4 protein-coding genes are annotated in these 3,023 nt (G+C 45.8%); all 4 read right to left on the bottom strand.

Annotated elements, in window-relative coordinates:
- Window positions 1-1,000, bottom strand: a 1,000-nt coding sequence (locus PGX78_RS04520; protein ID WP_270445568.1) for an adenosylhomocysteinase, incomplete at its 3' end; no start/stop codon positions are given.
- 6 nt (window positions 1,001-1,006) lie between these two features.
- On the bottom strand, window positions 1,007-2,059 hold the full coding sequence (mtnA, locus tag PGX78_RS04525; RefSeq protein ID WP_270445569.1) for an S-methyl-5-thioribose-1-phosphate isomerase: 1,053 nt from the start codon (window positions 2,057-2,059) through the stop codon (window positions 1,007-1,009).
- On the bottom strand, window positions 2,059-2,850 hold the full coding sequence (gene mtnP / locus PGX78_RS04530) for an S-methyl-5'-thioadenosine phosphorylase (protein ID WP_270445570.1): 792 nt from the start codon (window positions 2,848-2,850) through the stop codon (window positions 2,059-2,061). Before mtnP ends, mtnA begins: the two co-directional genes overlap by 1 nt.
- 5 nt (window positions 2,851-2,855) lie before the next feature.
- Window positions 2,856-3,014: an Hsp33 family molecular chaperone HslO gene (locus tag PGX78_RS04535; protein WP_270445571.1), complete on the bottom strand. Its 159-nt coding sequence runs from the start codon at window positions 3,012-3,014 to the stop codon at window positions 2,856-2,858.
- Window positions 3,015-3,023 lie beyond the last annotated feature (9 nt).

The raw sequence follows: 3,023 nt of genomic DNA on the forward strand, positions 1-3,023 counted from the left end.
CAGCTAGAAGATTAATAATTCGTCCGTCTGAAAGCTCATAACTTTCAATATTATGACGGCCTTCAAAGTGTCGTACTGCCAAATCATTTAAATCGTTCTTATTAATTTCGACGTCAAAATGCCCCGCATTGGCTAAGAGAACGCCGTCTTTCATTTTTTCCATGTCCTTACGGGTAATCACGTCCTTGTCGCCCGTTAAGGTGACAAAAATGTCGCCCTTTTCGGCGGCTTTTTCCATAGGCATGACTTCAAATCCGTCGAAGACGGCTTCAATGGCTTTAATAGGATCGACTTCCGTAACGATGACATGGGCTCCCAGCCCTTTGGCACGCATGGCGCAGCCGCGTCCGCACCAGCCGTAACCGGCAATGACGACGCGCTTACCTACGACAGTCAGATTGGTAGTTCGCATAATTCCGTCCCAAGTAGATTGGCCCGTGCCGTAACGATTGTCGAACAGATATTTACAATACGAATCATTGGCGGCAATCATGGGAAATTGCAAGGTTTTCTCTTTTTCCAATCCGCGCAGTCTGATGACGCCTGTCGTTGTTTCTTCCGTACCGCCTATGAGTCGCTCCTGTGCATCCTTACGCGTTGTATGTAAGAGGTGAACCAAGTCGCCGCCGTCATCAATGATGATATGCGGTTTATGATCAAGAGCCGCATTTAAATAAGAAAAGTATTCTTCTTCCGTACAATTATAGGTAGCATAAACAGTCAGGCCTTCGGCCACGAGGGCTGCCGCTACATCGTCCTGTGTAGATAAGGGATTGCTGCCCGTGACGACGACCTTGGCTCCTGCTCGATGCAAAACAAGGGCTAAATACGCCGTTTTGGCTTCCAAGTGAACACTGACGACCACTGTTTTATCCTGAAAAGTCTGTTCTTTCTTTAATCGTTCTCCGATGTTGTTTAAGGTCGGCATATAATGTTCTACCCAGGCAATTTTCTTTTGACCGGCTGAAGCCAGATCGTGGTTACGAATGATTGAAGTCATAACTGCTTATTCCTCTCTGTTTCGGAAAAATTCGGCAATGCTTAACGTATCGGGATGATCGATAACACCGTCTTGCGTAATAATTGCCGTTATATATTCATGTGGTGTAACGTCAAAGGCAGGATTGAATACGGGCGTATTTTTAAGTGCCGTTTGTACTCCTTGTATATTCCGTACTTCGTCGTGATTGCGCTCTTCAATAGGGATTTCTTCACCGCTTTTCATACTCAAATCAAAGGTAGATATAGGTGCGGCGACGAAGAAAGGTATGCCATGGACTTTGGCAGCCAAAGCCACTCCGTACGTACCGATTTTATTAGCCGTATCTCCGTTTGCCGTAATTCTGTCGGCACCGACGATAACGGCATCAACTTGACGCGTTTTCATGACCCAAGCGGCCATATTGTCCGTAATTAAGGTGACAGGAATCTTATCAGCCTGTAATTCCGTAGCCGTAAGCCGGGCACCTTGCAACAAAGGCCGCGTTTCGTCGGCAAATACATTGGCAATTTGGCCCTTATCGTGAAGATTGCGAATAACGCCCAGAGCCGTACCTATGTCTGCCGTAGCCAGAGCTCCGGCATTACAATGCGTTAAAACGATAAGTTTATCTCTGCGGATACGGGCCATGAGAGCCTTCGCTCCGAATCGACCTATGCGCTTATTTACGTCTACATCTTCGGCATGAATAAATTTCGCTTCATCTTCAAGAGCTTTAATTAAAGTCTCTACCGATACGTCGTTGTGTTTCTGAACAACCTGATTCATCCGTTCCAAGGCCCAGTGCAGATTGACGGCTGTAGGACGGGCCTTATCAAGGGTTATGATGACGTCGGCCAGTTTTTGTCTAAAGTCGGTCTCTTTTTTTAACTCCAAAGCTGCCAAGACAACGGCATAAGCGGCAGCTACCCCGATAGCGGGAGCTCCGCGTACGGCCAAAACCTTAATAGCCTCCTCTACTTGGCGCCATGATGAACATTGTAAATATTCTTCTTGAGTAGGTAATTTAGTTTGGTCGAGGAGAATGAGTGTGTTCTTTTCCCAGGTAAGTGTTTTCATTATGGCTTAAACCCGCCGTATTCGGCTAAGACATGACGACATTCGCAATCTTCGTCTTCGTAAAGGTCAATGGCCTTCATAATGAGATTCTGAATGCGCTTATTATTTTCTTCCATACATTCGTTTACTTCTTCATGAGTCTGAACCTGATCTGTCAGGCCGGCTGCATAATTGGTGATCATAGAAACTGTAGCATAGCAAATTTCCGCTTCTTTCGCTAAGCAAACTTCGGGAACCGTCGTCATACCGGCTAAGTCACCGCCCAGTTGTCGGAACATTTTAATTTCTGCAGGCGTTTCAAAACGCGGCCCTTCGGAACAAACATAAGTGGCTCCGTTTTTAACATCATAGCCCAACTCTTTACCTGCACGCATAACGGCATCCCGCACTTTAGGACAATAGGGAGTTGTCATATCAACGTGAACAACGCCGTTGGCACCGCCGTCAAAGAAAGATTCATGACGCGAATGAGTAAAATCAATGAACTGATCGGGCAATACGAAGTCCCCGGGTTTATAGTCCAAAGTCATCGTACCGACGGCAGTCGTTGAAAAAATTGCCGAAACGCCGAGCTTCTTCAGACCTAAAATGTTGGCTCTGTAATTAATTAAATGGGGCGGAATGGAATGAGTACGACCGTGACGAGGCAAAAAGACAATTTCTTTATCCTTGTATGTACCGCGCAAGTAATGAATCATTCCGAAAAAGGTGAGCAGTTTTTCCTGGCGTACATTTTTAAGCATAGTCGTATCGCAAACGCCTGTACCGCCGATAATTCCGATGAGACTCAAGACAATCACTCCTTAGGTATTGATGATTTTTTGTGACGTTCGTATAAATCTACGAGTTCATCATGGCTGATGACATAGCGTGTGCCGCAATAATGACAAGTCATTTCGACTTGGTGGTCGGATAATAGTGCTTCCTTGTCTTCTTGGCGTAAGGACAATAACACGTTTTCGAT

Origin of the sequence: Megasphaera sp. AF13-6AC (genome assembly GCF_027685385.1) — a bacterium.
Classification (GTDB): Bacteria; Bacillota; Negativicutes; order Veillonellales; family Megasphaeraceae; genus Megasphaera; species Megasphaera micronuciformis.